Below are 15,836 nucleotides of genomic sequence, written 5' to 3'. Positions count from 1 at the left end.
TTGAATTAATTTCATGCGAAGAGTATCGGATGGCCACTATCGATGCACGATCTTCACTACCAGCGGAGGCGGTTTTTTCAGGCGCCTGAATGAGCAAAAGGCAGATGTGTCGATTCGACAGATCTGCCTTTTTCATTTCCGGCACTAAGGCTTGGACAAGGCCTGGTCAACCGCTGCAATCAGCTTTCCCAGATCCTTCGGGGTGGCTTTATGTATGACACCGAACAGATACGCCCGCTGTTCATCTTCATCGCCTAAATCTGCGAAAAAGGCTTTCAGCTTCACACCCAACACATCGGCAAACAGGAACAAGGATTCCACGCTGGGGGTGTAGGTGCCGGTTTCGAAGCGGCTGATGGTTTTGGGGTCAAAACCGGTTTTTTCGCCGAGTTCAGCCTGAGTAAGCCCAGCGACCTTGCGGTAGCGCCGAATGGCCGCACCCAAACTTGAAATTTGCATCGCTTAATTCCCATTTAGAATCAAGAACTTAACGATAGATTTTTGCATTAGACAACTGCATGATCCATCACCTTGATTTGCAAAATGTGATGCGTTTCGTAGAATCGCCGCTCAAAATGGGTATTTTGGGCCTTTAAGGTTAGTTGATCTCTGCTGTCAGGAGGCCATCAAACACTGTTCATGGAGTGACATCGTGTTTCTGTGCATTACCTATAAAAACACCTCTTCCGGGCATCCTGCACGGGTCGAGCGGTACCACCGCTAGCCACAGCGAGCCTGACTCATGGATGAGAAATACCGCAGGGCCGTGGATGCTGCCGCCATTTTTTCCGAGACCGATCTGAGCGGCCGGATCACCCACGTCAACGATCAGTTCTGTGTTGTCTCCGGCTATAGCCGCGAAGAACTGCTCGGACAGAATCATCGTCTCCTCAACTCCGGTCTGCACTCCGCCGATTTCTTCGCGGCCATGTGGCGCACCATCGCCTTGGGCAAGGTCTGGAAAGGCGAAATTTGTAATCGCGCCAAGGACGGCAGCCTGTATTGGGTCGACAGCACCATGGTGCCGGTGCTCGATAACGCCACCGGACGGGTTGACCGTTATCTTTCGATTCGTTTCGACATCAGCGAAAAACACCAATTGCTGCATTCATTGCAATGGCGGGTGGGGCATGACGTGCTGACCGGGCTGCCGAATCGCGCGTTCCTCTCGGATTTGCTGGATCAGGCGCTGGAGTTCTCCCGTCACGAAAACATCCCGCTGGCGGTATGCATGCTCGATCTCGACGGCTTCAAAGCGGTCAACGATGGCTACGGGCATGCCAGTGGCGATCTGCTGTTGGTCGAGGTGGCCAAGCGTTTGCGCACCATTGTGCGCGGCGAAGATGTGGTGGCGCGGCTGGCCGGTGACGAGTTTGTGCTGGTGTTGCGTTACGTGCGGGATCTGCCGGAACTGCGTGCGGCGTTGAACCGGGTGCTCGGCGCCATTTCGGCGCCGTACTCGTTGCATGGCAAGGGCGTCAATGTGTTTGCCAGTATCGGCGTCACCTTGTTCCCCCACGACAATGAAGATGTCGAAACCCTGTTGCGTCATGCCGATCAGGCCATGTACGTGGCGAAACAACGCGGTCGCAATCGCTTTCATTTGTTCGACGTGTCCCGGGATCAGGAGGTCAAGGCCACTCACCAGACGGTCGAGCGCGTGCGCCAGGCGCTGGCTGCCGGTGAGTTGCGTGTGCATTTCCAGCCCAAGGTGAACATGCGTCGCGGCGAGGTTGTCGGTTTCGAGGCGTTGTTACGGTGGGAGCATCCGCAACACGGCATGGTGCCGGCCCGGGAGTTTTTGCCGCTGGTAGAAGAAACGGACCTGATCATCGATATTGGTGAGTGGGTGATGGATCAGGTCCTGTCGCAGTTGCACCATTGGCAGCAAGCGGGGCAGGGCTGGCCAGTCAGCATTAATATTGCGGCACGACATTTTCAGCGCGCGGATTTCGTCGACCGACTCAAACACGTGCTCGCCCGGCATGCCCAAGTGGCCCCACAGATGCTCGATCTGGAAATCGTCGAATCGGTGGCGATCGAGAACATTCAACATGTCAGTGCCTGTTTACAGGCCTGTCAGGCGCTGGGGGTGCAGTTTTCACTGGGGGACTTTGGCACCGGCTATTCGTCCCTGAGCTACCTCAAGCGTTTGCAAACCCAAACCATCAAGATCGACAAGTCGTTCGTGCGTGACATCCTTAATGATCGTGATGATCTGGCCCTGACCATGGCGGTCATTGGGCTGGCTCGGGCCTTTGGCCGGCAGGTGATCGCCGAGGGGCTGGAAAGTATCGAGCATGGTGAATTGTTGCTGCGCCTGGGCTGTGAAGTTGCTCAAGGCTACTTCATTGCCCGGCCGATGCCGCCCGCAGAAGTACCGGGCTGGGTCGAGGGTTTTGTCGCGCCGGCGCAATGGCAGGTGCTGGATCAAGCAGGCTGAAGTTTTGTGATCAACACCGAACCCATGTGGGAGCGAGCTTGCTCGCGATAGCGGTCTGACATTCAACATTGATGGTGACTGACATACCGCTATCGCGAGCAAGCTCGCTCCCACAATGGTTTCGTGTCGATCAGAGGAGTCGCTTAGGGTGTGCCTGGCTCGGAACCAATGTAGAGCCGAATAATGTCGTCGATTTCCCCGGACATTTTCATTCGCACCAAGGTGCGCAAAATACGCTGCACGGGCACCTTGGGGTCGTTGCGGATATAGCAGCCGACACTCTGCTCCTGCAAAACCGCCACGCCTTGCAGTTGCCGGCCAGGCAGCAGGCGCTGATTGAACCAGTCCAGCGTCCATTGATTGCTCACGGCGTAGTGATAGCGTCCGGCCAGGAGTTTTTCCAGCACCTGTTCCTGGTTGCGCGCGTCTTCGCGATGCAGTCGGTCGGCGTCGAACAGCGGTTGCAAGGTCGGATAGCTGTAGCCGAGTACCGTGCCGATGGTTTGTCGCGGCAAGTTCGCAGGCGTCACTGAGGTCAGCGGATCTGGCCGGCTGATCAGCATGTCGCGCTGAAACCAAAGTGGAATGCTCCAGATGTAATCCCCGGATTGATTCGGCTGCCAGGACTGCGCCGCATAGCAGCGGATATCGACTTCGCCGTGCTCCATGGCGTTTTGCACTCGCGTGCGAGGCAGCACGTGAAATTCGGCCGGCACGCCGACCTGGGTCGCGAGGCTGACCATCACGTCGTGCAGGATGCCTTGGGTGGGGTGGCCGCGTTCCAGTTGCACCATCGGCATCGCCCAACTATCGGGCACCGCGAAGCGCAATGGCGGCTCTGCGCCAGCGACATTCAGGCTGATTAACAGCAGTGCCCCCAAGACCCGCCGCATAAACGCTCCGGTGCTGATAAAACCCGAGCCGATAAAAGCCCCCCAAAGACCATCTTAGCCAGATTAGACGAGCGCACCGGATGCAATTTTGGCCTTGCTCCGATAGCATTAGCCGCTTCTGTTCCTTAGTTGCGACGGTTTTCGATGAGTTATCAGGTTCTTGCACGTAAATGGCGTCCGCGCTCGTTCCGCGAAATGGTCGGCCAGACCCATGTGCTCAAGGCTCTGATCAATGCCTTGGACAGCCAGCGGCTGCACCACGCCTACCTGTTTACCGGTACCCGCGGGGTCGGCAAGACCACCATCGCGCGGATCATCGCCAAATGCCTGAACTGTGAAACAGGTATCACTTCAACGCCTTGCGGCGAGTGCTCGGTGTGCCGCGAGATCGATGAAGGCCGCTTCGTCGACCTGATCGAGATCGACGCCGCGAGCCGAACCAAGGTCGAGGACACCCGCGAACTGCTCGACAACGTGCAGTACGCGCCGAGCCGCGGGCGCTTCAAGGTCTACCTGATCGACGAAGTGCACATGCTCTCCAGCCATTCCTTCAATGCGCTGTTGAAAACCCTTGAAGAGCCGCCGCCCTACGTCAAGTTCATCCTGGCGACGACCGATCCGCAGAAACTTCCTGCAACCATTCTTTCGCGGTGCCTGCAGTTCTCTCTGAAGAACATGACGCCGGAGCGCGTGGTCGAGCATTTGACCCATGTGCTGGGTGTCGAGAACGTACCGTTCGAAGACGACGCGCTGTGGCTGCTGGGCCGCGCCGCCGACGGTTCGATGCGCGACGCCATGAGCCTGACCGACCAGGCGATCGCCTTCGGTGAAGGCAAAGTCATGGCCGCCGACGTACGGGCGATGCTCGGCACGCTAGATCACGGTCAGGTCTACGACGTTCTGCATGCGCTGATCGAAGGCGACGCCAAGGCTTTGCTCGAAGCCGTTCGTCATCTGGCCGAACAAGGCCCGGACTGGAACGGCGTGCTCTCGGAAATTCTCAACGTGTTGCACCGTGTCGCCATCGCCCAGGCCTTGCCTGAAGGCGTCGACAACGGTCATGGCGACCGTGACCGGGTGCTGGCACTGGCTCAGGCCTTGCCGGCCGAAGACGTGCAGTTTTATTACCAGATGGGCCTGATCGGTCGTCGCGACTTGCCGCTGGCGCCAGACCCGCGCGGTGGCTTCGAAATGGTCCTGCTGCGGATGCTCGCATTCCGACCGGCAGACACCACGGACACCCCGAGGCAGCCGCTAAAGCCAGTGGGGATCAGCCAAGCCACAGTTGATTCCGCAAATTCAGTGGCTGCCGCGCCCGTTGTTGCGCCGGTAGTCGCTGCGGCAGTTGCACCTGTCGCGCCTGCGCCGGTTGCGGCGGTGGTTGCTCCAGTACAAGCGCCCGAGCCTGAGCCGGTTGCGCCTGTCGTTGCGCCCGAGCCTGTCGTTGAGGCAGTAGCAGTCGAGGCTCTCGTCGATCTACCCTGGAACGACCCGATAGAACCCGAAGTCGTTCAGCAACCCGCCGTCGAGCCGGTGCTGGAAACCGCCAGCGAACAGCCCGATTTGGCGCCGATGCCATTGCCGACCCCCGACAGCGTGGTGCCGGACGCGCCGGAGTGGGCTGCTGCGCCGATTCCAGAGCCATCGGTGGCCGAAGTCGATGCCGCCACGCCGGGCATGGACCTGGACGATGAGCCGCCGCTGGACGAGGACTACATCGAGCCGGACATGGAGTCGGCCTACAGCTACCTCGATGAACTGGCCAGCGAACACACCGCTGAACCAGCGCCGGAAGCCGAACCTGAACCAGCCGCCATGCCGGCCACCGGTCTGGCGGCGCAATGGCTGGAGTTGTTCCCGAAACTTCCGATCTCCGGCATGACCGGCAGCATCGCCGCCAACTGCACGCTGATTGCCGTCGAAGGTGACAACTGGCTGATGCACCTGGACCCGGCTCACAGCGCGTTGTTCAACGCGACTCAACAGCGTCGGCTGAACGATGCGTTGAACCAGTTTCACGGGCGTACGCTGACCCTGCGCATGGAGCTGATCAAGCCCGAGCAGGAAACCCCGGCCCAGGCCGCGTCCCGTCGCCGTGCGAACCGTCAGCGCGAGGCTGAAGAGTCGATCCACGGTGATCCGTTCATCCAGCAAATGATGCAGCAGTTCGGTGCGGTGGTCCGTAACGATACTATTGAGCCTGTCGAGACCCTGGTCACTCAGGGCTAATAACTGAAGGTGTTCGGCCGAAAGGGTCGGACACTGTATTTATCCAAGTACTTTTGAGGTGATTCCCATGATGAAAGGTGGCATGGCCGGCCTGATGAAGCAGGCACAGCAGATGCAGGAAAAAATGGCCAAGATGCAGGAAGAGCTGGCCAACGCCGAAGTCACCGGTAAAGCCGGTGGCGATATGGTCACCGTGGTGATGACCGGTCGTCACGACGTCAAGCGTGTGACCATCGATCCAAGCCTGGTCGAAGGCTTGAGCGAAGACGACAAAGAGATGCTGGAGGCCGTGTTCGCCGCCGCCGTCAACGATGCCGTGCGCAAGATCGAAGCCAACAGCCAGGACAAAATGTCCGGTATGACCGCTGGTATGCAACTGCCACCGGGTATGAAACTGCCATTCTGATTCGCCAAAGCGCGTCGGATGGGCTACAAAAAAATGCCAGGCATCGCGCCTGGCATTTTTGTTTCTGCTGGTTTGTTAATCCCTGTGGCGAGGGAGCTTGCTCCCGCTGGGCTGCGCAGCAGTCCCCTTCTTCTTAGGGATAAGGGGGCCGCTCCGCGACCCAGCGGGAGCAAGCTCCCTCGCCACAATGAAAGGTAGAAACATCGAACGCGCCATCACCACAAGTGTCTGCTCCCTATACCGCCGAATTCATCGATCAAAAGGAGAAGCTCACATGCCACAAGCATTGACCCTCAACCAACGTATCGTCCTGGCGTCCCGCCCGGTAGGCGCGCCGACGCCGGAGAATTTCCGCCTGGAGCGCGTTGCGCTGCCGGACCTGGCCGACGGTCAGGTGCTGCTCAAAACCCTTTACCTGTCACTCGATCCCTACATGCGCGGACGCATGAGCGACGCGCCGTCCTACGCCGCACCGGTGGAAATCGGCGAGGTGATGACCGGTGGCGCTGTCAGCCGAGTCGAGCGCTCGCTGAATCCGAAATTCCACGAAGGTGATCTGGTGGTCGGTTCTACCGGTTGGCAGAGCCACAGCCTCAGCGACGGTCGCGACATCATTCCGGTGCCGTCCGGGCTGCCGAGCCCGTCAATGGCGCTGGGGGTGTTGGGCATGCCTGGAATGACCGCGTATATGGGCCTGATGGACATCGGCCAGCCCAAGGCCGGCGAAACCCTGGTGGTTGCGGCTGCGTCCGGCGCCGTGGGGTCGGTAGTCGGTCAGGTAGCGAAGATCAAAGGCTTGCGCGTAGTCGGCGTGGCCGGTGGTGCGGACAAGTGCCGTTATGTGGTCGATGAGCTGGGTTTTGATGCCTGCATCGATCACAAGAGCCCGAACTTCGCCGATGAATTGGCCAAGGCGTGCTCCGAGGGCATCGACATCTATTACGAAAACGTCGGTGGCAAGGTGTTCGATGCCGTGCTGCCGTTGCTCAAGCCCAAGGCGCGAATTCCACTCTGCGGCCTGATCGCGTCCTACAACGCTAACGAAGCACCGACCGGCCCGGATCGTCTGCCGCAATTGCAGCGCACGCTGCTGACCAAGCGTGTGCGAATCCAGGGTTTCATCGTGTTCGATGACTACGGTGATCGTCAGCCGGAATTCGTCAGCGCCATGGCGCCGTGGGTGCGCGACGGCAAGGTGAAGTTCCGCGAAGACGTGGTCGATGGCCTGGAGCAGGCACCTGAAGCGTTCATCGGTCTGCTGGAAGGACGCAACTTCGGCAAACTGGTTGTGCGGGTCGCCCAGGACTGAGTAATTGACGCTAAACAGAGGCGCGGGTATAAACCGCGTCTCGTTGTTTTGTCGGACTTTTCCCCATGAGCTTCAGCCCTTTGATTCGCCAACTGATCGACGCCCTGCGAATTTTGCCAGGTGTGGGTCAGAAAACTGCCCAACGCATGGCGTTGCAGCTGCTCGAGCGTGATCGCAGCGGCGGCTCGCGATTGGCCCTGGCACTGAGCCAGGCTATGGAAGGGGTGGGCCATTGCCGGTTGTGCCGCACGCTGACCGAAGACGACCTCTGCCCGCAATGCGCCGATACCCGTCGCGACGACACCTTGCTCTGCGTGGTGGAAGGGCCGATGGACGTCTACGCGGTGGAACAGACTGGTTTCCGTGGTCGCTACTTCGTGCTCAAGGGCCATCTGTCACCACTTGACGGACTCGGGCCGGAAGCCATCGGTATTCCGCAACTGCTGGCGCGGATCGAAGAGGCGGGCACGTTTACTGAAGTCATTCTCGCGACCAACCCGACCGTGGAAGGTGAAGCCACGGCGCATTACATTGCTCAGTTGCTCAGCAACAAAGGCCTGATCGCCTCGCGCATCGCCCACGGCGTGCCATTGGGCGGCGAGCTGGAATTGGTGGATGGCGGGACGTTGGCGCATTCGTTTGCCGGGCGTAAGCCGATTACCTTGTAGTGTCTGGACTGACGCCATCGCGAGCAAGCTCGGCTCCTACAGGTAACGCGTTGCTTTTGTAGGAGCATGGCTTGCCCGCGATGCAGACGCTTCGGTCCATCTGATTCACACAATCCTGTTGAAAACCAAGCAAGCGCTCGGTTAACTTCGCTGAACCTTCAGTGGAGTTCGCCGATGCCTGCCTTTCAGGAATACTTCGACCCCAGCCACCAATTGGTCCGCGACAGCGTCAGACGTTTCGTCGAGCGCGAGATCTTGCCGGACATCGACCAGTGGGAAGAAGCCGAAAGCTTTCCCCGCGAGCTCTACCTCAAGGCGGGCGCGGCGGGGATTCTGGGGATCGGTTATCCCGAAGCCCTGGGTGGCAGTCACGAAGGTGATCTGTTCGCCAAGGTCGCCGCCAGCGAAGAGCTGATGCGCTGCGGTTCCGGCGGTCTGGTGGCGGGGCTCGGCTCGCTGGACATCGGCCTGCCGCCGATCCTCAAGTGGGCCAGGCCCGAAGTTCGCGATCGCGTTGTGCCTCAGGTGCTCGCCGGCGAGAAGATCAGCGCCCTGGCCGTTACCGAACCCAGCGGTGGCTCCGACGTCGCCAACCTGCAAACCCGCGCCGTGCGTGACGGCGACTTCTACCGGGTCAGCGGCAGCAAAACCTTTATCACCAGTGGCGTCCGCGCGGATTTCTACACCGTCGCGGTGCGTACCGGTGCGCCGGGTTTCGGTGGCATCAGCCTGCTGTTGATCGAGAAGGGCACGCCCGGTTTCACTGTCGGTCGTCAGTTGAAGAAAATGGGTTGGTGGGCGTCGGACACTGCCGAACTGTTCTTCGACGATTGCCGGGTGCCGGTAGGAAATCTGATTGGTGCCGAAAACATGGGCTTCGCCTGCATCATGGGCAACTTCCAGAGCGAGCGCCTGGCGCTGGCGTTAATGGCCAACATGACCGCACAACTGGCGCTGGAAGAGAGCCTGAAATGGGCTCGCCAACGTGAGGCGTTCGGTAAACCCATCGGTAAATTTCAGGTGCTCAAGCATCGCCTTGCGAAAATGGCGACGGCGCTGGAGGTGTCACGGGAATTCACCTACCGCCAGGCGGCGAAAATGGCGGCGGGGCAGAGTGTGATCAAGGAGATTTCTATGGCCAAGAATTTTGCGACTGACACGGCTGACCGGATTACTACGGATGCGGTGCAGATTTTGGGTGGCCTCGGTTATATGCGTGAGAGCCTGGTGGAGCGGCTGTATCGCGATAACCGGATCTTGTCGATCGGTGGGGGGACGCGGGAAGTGATGAACGAGATCATCAGTAAGCAGATGGGGCTTTAATCGGCGGTGTAGCGGCTGACGTCATCGCGAGCAAGCTCGCTCCCACAGGGGATTTGCGGCGATCACAAAACCCCTGTGGGAGCGAGCTTGCTCGCGATAGCGTCAGCCCAGACGCCGCCTATTTATCAGACAACGCAAACTGCGTCAGGCAAAACGTCGGAATCCCCATATCTTCCAAACGCTGCGACCCGCCCAATTCCGGCAAATCAATAATCGCCGCCGCTTCGTGAACCCGCGCACCCATGCGTCGAACCAGGTTCGCCGCCGCAATCAGCGTTCCGCCCGTGGCGATCAGGTCATCGAACATCACCACCGAATCTCCCTCGCACAGGCTGTCGGCGTGGACTTCGAGGAAGGCTTCGCCGTATTCGGTCGCATAACCCTCGGCCAGAACGTCGGCCGGCAGCTTGCCTTGCTTGCGGAACAGCACCAGCGGCTTGTTCAGCTGATAGGCCAGGACCGAACCGATCAGAAAACCACGAGCGTCCATCGCACCGATGTGGGTGAAGTCAGCCTCGACATAACGGTGGGCGAAGCTGTCCATCACCAGGCGCAGGGCCGTGGGCGACTGGAACAATGGGGTAATGTCGCGAAAGATCACGCCCGGCTTGGGAAAGTCGATCACAGGGCGGATGAGGGATTTGATGTCGAAGGAGTCGAAGACCATCGTCGAGGTGTCCTGGCAGGCTGCAAACGACGCAGTATAACGGCGGCTGAACCGTTTCGCTCAGCCGCAAACGCCGAAATCAGCCGTCTAGCGAACCGCCGGCCAGGGCGCAGAGCTGGATCGGGTCGAGGATGTGGATTTCCTTGCCTTCAGCCGCAATCAGTTCGTTTTGCTGGAAGCGCGTGAACACCCGGGACACGGTTTCCACCGCGAGGCCCAGGTAATTGCCGATTTCGTTGCGCGACATGCTCAGGCGGAACTGGTTGGCCGAGAAACCCCGGGCGCGGAAACGGGCCGACAGGTTGACCAGGAACGTGGCGATGCGCTCGTCGGCGGTTTTCTTCGACAGCAGCAACATCATTTGCTGGTCGTCGCGAATCTCGCGACTCATCACGCGCATCAACTGACGACGCAGTTGCGGCAGTTGCACCGACAATTCGTCGAGGCGGTCGAAAGGAATTTCACACACCGATGTGGTTTCCATGGCTTGCGCCGAGACCGGGTGCTTTTCGGTGTCCATGCCCGACAGGCCGACCAGCTCACTCGGCAGGTGGAAACCGGTGAGCTGTTCTTCGCCGCCATCGCTCAGGCTGAAGGTTTTCAGGGCGCCAGAGCGTACTGCATAAACGGAATCGAACGTGTCGCCCTGACGGAACAGGAATTCGCCCTTTTTCAGCGGGCGGCCACGTTTAACGATTTCGTCCAGCGCATCCATGTCTTCCAGATTCAAAGAAAGTGGCAAGCAGAGGGGGGCCAGGCTGCAATCCTTGCAATGGGCCTGGCTATGAGCGCGCAGCTTTACTGGCTCGGACATTTCTTCAATCCTTGTGGGAAAAACACACATAAGCCGTAAGGGTAACCCACGGGAGGACGTTCAGGCACGCGGCTATTTCGTCGCAGGGTCGTTAATCAGCGTTTCGTAGACCAGCAAGTGAGGTGATGGCTAGATAACCCGTGAAAACCGCTGGCGATTTTGCTGTTCCAGGTATGCGTCGAACACCATGCACACCGAACGCACCAGCAATCGTCCGGCGGGCAGTACGGTAATCCGTTCGTTATCAAGTTCGATCAGCCCGTCGTCGGCCATCCCCTGCAACTGTGGCCAGAGTTCGCCGAAGTAACCCTGAAAGTCGATGTTGAAGGCGTGTTCGATCTCGGCGAATTCCAGGCTGAAAGTGCAGATCAGTTGTTGGATGACCGCACGTCGCAGGCGATCATCGGCGTTGCACAGCAGACCACGGCTGGTGGCCAGCTGCGCGCTGGCCAGCGTGTTCTGGTACTGATTCAGGTCGCTGCTGTTCTGGCAATACAAGTCGCCGATCTGGCTGATGGCCGACACGCCCAGGCCAATCAGGTCGCAATGACCGTGGGTGGTGTAGCCCTGGAAGTTGCGTTGCAGGGTTGATTCTTCCTGGGCTATCGCCAGTTCATCGTCGGGCAGCGCGAAGTGGTCCATGCCGATGTAGCGGTAACCGGCCTTGGTCAACTGCTCGATGGTGCCCTGGAGTATTTCCAGTTTTTGCGCCGGAGTCGGTAACTCGTCGCTGTTGATTCGCCGTTGCGGCATGAAGCGTTCCGGCAGGTGCGCGTAGTTGAACACCGAGAGGCGGTCGGGTTGCAGGTTGATGACTTCATCGACGGTGCGCGCGAAATTCTCGGGTGTCTGCCTCGGCAAGCCGTAGATCAGGTCAATGTTGATCGAGCGAAACTGCAGCGTGCGGGCGGCGTCGATCACCGCGCGGGTTTCTTCCAGGCTTTGCAGGCGATTGACCGCTCGTTGCACCGCCGGATCGAGGTCTTGCAAGCCGATACTGACCCGGTTGAAACCCAGTTCACGGAGCAGGCCCATGGTCGCCCAGTCGGCTTCGCGAGGGTCGATTTCGATGCCGTAGTCGCCGGAATCGTCGTCCAGCAAGTTGAAGCTTTTGCGCAACTGGGCCATCAACAGGCGCAGTTCATCGTGACTGAGAAAGGTCGGGGTGCCGCCGCCGAAATGCAGTTGCTCGACTTTCTGCGCGGGGTCGAGGTGGCAGGCGATCAGCTGGATTTCCTGCTCAAGGCGCTGCAAATAGGGCTGGGCCCGGCCACGATCCTTGGTGATGACTTTGTTGCAGGCGCAGTAGTAGCAAATATTCGCGCAGAACGGCACGTGCACATACAGCGATATCGGGCGCAGGGCTTTGCGGCTGTCGCGCAGGGCGTGAAACAGGTCGAATGTGCCGACCTGACCGTCGAATTGCACCGCGGTCGGGTAGGAGGTGTAGCGCGGTCCCGCCAGGTCGTAACGGCGGATCAGATCGGTATCCCAACGAATGGCGTCGAGCATCATGCGGGCATTCCCCCGGATAGGCTGGCAGTGTCAGCGAGTCTATGGGGTGCGGCGTCGGGGCATCTTGATTTGCATCAACGGTCAGGATTTGTGTTGTTTGTACGGGCGCCATCGCGAGCAAGCTCGCTCCCACAGGTTTTGTGAACACTGCAAATCCCTGTGGGAGCGAGCTTGCTCGCGATGGGTGCGCCGCCGATCTAATGCCCCATGAGCCAATGCTGATGCGGCCCCGGCAAGGTCCAGATGCCGAACAGGATCACCAGTAATCCGCCCGTCATCCGCACGCTACGTTTGCGCAACAACGCCGTGACCCGCTCTGCCGCCAACCCTGTGGCGAGCAACACCGGCCAGGTGCCGAGCCCGAACGCGAGCATCAAGAGCGCACTGTCCAGCGCATTGCCCTGACTCGCCGACCACAGCAACGTGCTGTAAACCAGCCCGCACGGCAGCCAGCCCCAGAGCGCGCCCAGCAGCAACGCGCGGGGGACGCTCGACACCGGCAGCAGTTTGTTGGCAACCGGCTGGATATGCCGCCACAGGCCGCGACCGAGGCTTTCGATGCGGGTCAGGCCGCTCCACCAACCGGCGAGGTACAGGCCCATGGCGACCAACAGCAATCCGGCAATGACGCGCATGAACATCGCCGCCGGGCTGTTGGCCACCGCCCAACCGGCCAGACCGATCAGCAGGCCGGCCGTTGCATAGCTGAGAATTCGCCCCAGGTTGTAGGCCAGCAGCAGTCGAAAACGCCGGCTGCGTTGTTCCTTGGGAATTGCCAGGGTCAGCGCGCCCATCAAGCCGCCGCACATCCCCAGGCAATGCCCGCCACCGAGCAGACCGAGAATCACCGCAGACACCAGCAGCGGCGCCAACTCAAGCATGGGGTGGCGCCTTGTCGTCCGGCTTGGCCGGATGACCGCTGGCTTCGTCGACCGCGGCCTTGTGGTTTGGGTCCTGATCGTCGAACAGAATGCTGTGGGCCGGGCCGTCGAGGTCGTCGTACTGACCGCTGTCGACTGCCCAGAAGAAGATGTAAATGGCGATGGCCACGATCAGCAGCGCGGCCGGGATCATCACGTAGAGAGCTGGCATCTGGACTCCATGCCCGCGCGGCTCAGGCCGGCAGCGGACGGGTTTCTGGCGTGGCGTTGATCGCAGGCGTGTTTGGCATGCGAGTCAGGCGCAGGGCGTTCAGCACCACGGTCAACGAACTGATGGACATGCCGACCGCGGCCCATACCGGAGTGATCCAGCCGAGGGCGGCGAACGGCAACATGAGGCCATTGTACAGCCCGGCCCACAGCAGGTTCTCGATGATTACCCGGCGGGTGCGTCGAGCCAGGCTGAAGGCTTGTACCAGTGCGTCGAGGCGGTTCGACAGCAATACCGCGTCGGCACTGGTTTTCGCCAGATCGGTGGCCGACCCCATGGCCACGCTGATGTCGGCGGCGGCCAGCACTGGCACGTCGTTGACCCCGTCACCGAGCATCAACACCTTGCGGCCTTCCTTGTGCAGCTGTTGCAGGACCTGCAATTTGTCGTCCGGACGCAAACCGCCACGGGCTTCATCGATGCCCAGTTCTGCGGCGACACTGGCGACCATCGGCGAACTGTCGCCGGACAGCAACAATGTTCGCCAGCCGCGAGCCTTGCAGGCGGCGAGGAGGGCGGGCGCGTCGGCACGCAGGCGGTCATCGAGAACAAACCATGCCAACGGCCCCTGGCTGTTACCGAGCAGCAGCCATTGGCCGGCTTCGTCCGGCATTAGCGGCACAGCAGCGCCACTGAGTTCACAGACAAAACCCGGTTGGCCGATGCGCAGGCGTTGCTCACCGACCAAGCCTTCGAGGCCAAGTCCGGGCGTGCTGTGGACTTCTTCGGCGGCCAGCGGCGCCCGGCCAAACGCGCGGGCGATTGGGTGTTCGGAGCGGTTTTCCAGGGCGGCGGCCAGGCTCAGGCATTGATCGCTATTGAGCGCGCCGAGCGGGCGGATCGAACGTAACGCCAGGCGCCCTTCGGTGAGCGTGCCGGTCTTGTCGAAAATCACCGTGTCGATCTGATTCAGACCTTCCAGCACATGACCGCGAGTCAGCAGCAAACCGAGTTTGTGCAGCGTGCCGGTGGCGGCGGTGAGGGCGGTCGGTGTGGCCAGGGACAAGGCGCACGGGCACGTCGCAACGAGCATCGCCAACACAATCCAGAAGGCCCGCGAAGAATCCAGTTCCCACCAGATCAGGCCGATGACGGCAGCGGCAATCAGCGATAGCAGCAGGAACCATTGCGCGGCGCGGTCGGCGATTTCCGCCAGTCGCGGCTTCTCGGCCTGGGCGCGGTCCAGCAGGCGGACGATGGCGGACAGTCGGGTGTTTTGACCCAGCGCCAGGACTTCCACGGTCAGCGCACCCTCGACGTTCAGGGTGCCGGCGGTGACGGCATCGCCCGGCGTGCGCGGTTGCGGCAGGTATTCGCCGGTGAGCAGGGATTCGTCGATGCTCGACTGGCCTTCGAGGATCTTGCCGTCGGCCGGGAGGATCGCGCCGGGATGCACCAGCACCTGATCGCCTACACGCAGTTCGCTGAGCAGGATCCGCTCGCTCTGGCCATCGGCACTCAGGCGCAGGCACGAGGCGGGTAACAGATTGACCAGTTGCGCAGTGGCGGCGGCGGTGCGTTCCCGGGCGCGACGTTCGAGATAACGCCCGGCCAACAGGAACAGCGCGAACATGCCGACCGCATCGAAATACAGTTCACCGACGCCGGTGATCGAGGTCCAGATCCCGGCGATGTAGGCGCTGCCAATCGCCAGCGACACCGAAACGTCCATGGTCAGGTGCCGGGTGCGCAAGTCGCGCATCGCGCCTTTGAAGAATGGCGCGCAGCTGTAGAACACGATTGGGGTGGTGAGGAACAGCGCGACCCAGCGCAGGATGGTGTGCAGCTCGGGACTGAGGTCGATGTTGAATTCCGGCCAGGTGGCCATGGTTGCCATCATCGCCTGGAACCACAACAGCCCGGCCACGCCGAGTTGGCGCAGGGCCAGGCGGTTTTCGCTGGCCAGTTGTTCGCTGGCGCGGTCGGCCTGATAGGGGTGCGCGGCGTAACCGATGTGGCGCAATTCGCTGAGTACCTGGCTCAGCGGCAGTTGCGCATCGGCCCAGCGTACGTGCAGGCGATGGTTGGACAGGTTCAGACGCGCTTCGGCCACTGCCGGCAAGCCACGCAGGTGTTTCTCGATCAACCAGCCGCAGGCGGCGCAACTGATGCCTTCCATCAACAGGGTGGTTTCGGCGAGTTCGCCTTCGTGGCGGACGAAGGGGGCTTGCACGTCGGCGCGGTCGTACAACGCCAGTTCGTCCACCAACTGCACCGGCAGCGCTTCGGGGTTGGCCGATGACTCGCTGCGATGCTGGTAGTAGGTCTCCAGTCCACCGGCCACAATGGCTTCGGCCACGGCCTGACAACCCGGGCAGCAGAACTCGCGGGTTTCACCGAGGACGGCAGCGGTGAAGCGGCTGCCGGCCGGGACGGGCAGGGCGCAGTGGTAGCAGGGGAGTGGAGTGGTCATGAGG

General features: G+C 60.7%; 14 protein-coding genes. 6 read left to right on the top strand and 8 right to left on the bottom strand.

Annotated features, from left to right (window positions below):
* Positions 1 to 144: 144 nt before the first annotated feature.
* On the bottom strand, positions 145 to 459 hold the full coding sequence (locus ACA079_RS22575) for a helix-turn-helix domain-containing protein (RefSeq protein ID WP_497701001.1): 315 nt from the start codon (positions 457 to 459) through the stop codon (positions 145 to 147).
* A gap of 283 nt (positions 460 to 742) precedes the next feature.
* Between ACA079_RS22575 and ACA079_RS22570 the strand changes: the two genes are divergently transcribed.
* Positions 743 to 2,443, top strand: coding sequence for a putative bifunctional diguanylate cyclase/phosphodiesterase (locus tag ACA079_RS22570; RefSeq protein WP_497701000.1), 1,701 nt, complete (start codon positions 743 to 745; stop codon positions 2,441 to 2,443).
* 143 nt (positions 2,444 to 2,586) lie between these two features.
* On the opposite strand, the gene ACA079_RS22565 is transcribed toward ACA079_RS22570, so the two are convergent.
* Positions 2,587 to 3,336 carry a substrate-binding periplasmic protein gene (locus ACA079_RS22565; protein ID WP_497700999.1) on the bottom strand — a complete coding sequence of 250 codons (750 nt, stop codon included), beginning with the start codon at positions 3,334 to 3,336 and terminating at the stop codon, positions 2,587 to 2,589.
* Positions 3,337 to 3,480: 144 nt separating this feature from the next.
* On the opposite strand from ACA079_RS22565, the gene dnaX reads away from it, so the two are divergent.
* From dnaX to ACA079_RS22540, 5 genes are all read left to right on the top strand, one after another.
* Positions 3,481 to 5,565 carry a DNA polymerase III subunit gamma/tau gene (gene dnaX, locus ACA079_RS22560; protein ID WP_497700998.1) on the top strand — a complete coding sequence of 695 codons (2,085 nt, stop codon included), beginning with the start codon at positions 3,481 to 3,483 and terminating at the stop codon, positions 5,563 to 5,565.
* A gap of 67 nt (positions 5,566 to 5,632) precedes the next feature.
* On the top strand, positions 5,633 to 5,971 hold the full coding sequence (locus ACA079_RS22555; protein ID WP_008028561.1) for a YbaB/EbfC family nucleoid-associated protein: 339 nt from the start codon (positions 5,633 to 5,635) through the stop codon (positions 5,969 to 5,971).
* 274 nt (positions 5,972 to 6,245) lie between these two features.
* Positions 6,246 to 7,280 (top strand): NADPH-dependent curcumin/dihydrocurcumin reductase, encoded by a 1,035-nt coding sequence (curA, locus tag ACA079_RS22550; RefSeq protein ID WP_415770267.1) that lies wholly within the window; start codon positions 6,246 to 6,248, stop codon positions 7,278 to 7,280.
* A gap of 65 nt (positions 7,281 to 7,345) precedes the next feature.
* Positions 7,346 to 7,948 (top strand): recombination mediator RecR, encoded by a 603-nt coding sequence (recR, locus tag ACA079_RS22545; RefSeq protein ID WP_064676559.1) that lies wholly within the window; start codon positions 7,346 to 7,348, stop codon positions 7,946 to 7,948.
* Between the two features lie 174 nt (positions 7,949 to 8,122).
* Entirely contained in the window at positions 8,123 to 9,271 is a 1,149-nt protein-coding gene (locus tag ACA079_RS22540; RefSeq protein WP_497700997.1) for an acyl-CoA dehydrogenase family protein, read from the top strand.
* A gap of 118 nt (positions 9,272 to 9,389) precedes the next feature.
* Here ACA079_RS22540 and ACA079_RS22535 read toward each other — a convergent pair whose 3' ends face one another.
* The 6 genes from ACA079_RS22535 to ACA079_RS22510 form a co-directional block, all read right to left on the bottom strand.
* Positions 9,390 to 9,938, bottom strand: a complete 549-nt coding sequence (locus ACA079_RS22535) for an adenine phosphoribosyltransferase (protein WP_008146813.1) — start codon at positions 9,936 to 9,938, stop codon at positions 9,390 to 9,392.
* Between the two features lie 79 nt (positions 9,939 to 10,017).
* Positions 10,018 to 10,752: a fumarate/nitrate reduction transcriptional regulator Fnr gene (gene fnr, locus ACA079_RS22530; RefSeq protein WP_415770263.1), complete on the bottom strand. Its 735-nt coding sequence runs from the start codon at positions 10,750 to 10,752 to the stop codon at positions 10,018 to 10,020.
* Positions 10,753 to 10,881: 129 nt separating this feature from the next.
* A complete protein-coding gene (gene hemN, locus ACA079_RS22525) occupies positions 10,882 to 12,264 on the bottom strand; it encodes an oxygen-independent coproporphyrinogen III oxidase (protein WP_497704363.1) in 1,383 nt (460 codons plus the stop codon).
* A 200-nt stretch (positions 12,265 to 12,464) separates the two neighbouring features.
* Complete coding sequence (locus ACA079_RS22520; RefSeq protein ID WP_033055657.1) at positions 12,465 to 13,148, bottom strand: sulfite exporter TauE/SafE family protein; 684 nt, start codon at positions 13,146 to 13,148, stop codon at positions 12,465 to 12,467.
* Complete coding sequence (gene ccoS, locus ACA079_RS22515; protein ID WP_007905420.1) at positions 13,141 to 13,359, bottom strand: cbb3-type cytochrome oxidase assembly protein CcoS; 219 nt, start codon at positions 13,357 to 13,359, stop codon at positions 13,141 to 13,143. The genes ACA079_RS22520 and ccoS overlap by 8 nt, the downstream gene beginning before the upstream one ends.
* Positions 13,360 to 13,381: 22 nt before the next feature.
* Entirely contained in the window at positions 13,382 to 15,832 is a 2,451-nt protein-coding gene (locus ACA079_RS22510; RefSeq protein ID WP_497700996.1) for a heavy metal translocating P-type ATPase, read from the bottom strand.
* Positions 15,833 to 15,836: the final 4 nt, after the last annotated feature.

Source organism: Pseudomonas sp. LBUM1645, assembly GCF_059716185.1.
This window is presented reverse-complemented; position numbering and strand designations above follow the sequence as displayed.